We start from the raw sequence: 223 nt of genomic DNA on the forward strand, positions 1-223 counted from the left end.
TCGGCTACGCATCGTTGCCTTGGTGAGCCGTTACCTCACCAACTAGCTAATGCGACGCGGGTCCATCCATAAGTGACAGCCGAAGCCGCCTTTCAATTTTGCACCATGCGGTGCAAAATATTATCCGGTATTAGCCCCGGTTTCCCGGAGTTATCCCAGTCTTATGGGCAGGTTACCCACGTGTTACTCACCCGTCCGCCGCTAACTTCTTAAGAGCAAGCTC

The 223-nt window shown here is 53.4% G+C and carries 1 rRNA gene; it reads right to left on the reverse strand.

Annotation, left to right across the window (positions count from 1 at the left end):
- Positions 1–223 (reverse strand): 16S ribosomal RNA (locus tag MR058_RS23935); the annotation flags it as partial.

Source organism: Bacillus cereus group sp. BfR-BA-01430 (assembly GCF_022663115.1).
Lineage (GTDB): Bacteria > Bacillota > Bacilli > Bacillales > Bacillaceae_G > Bacillus_A > Bacillus_A cereus_BD.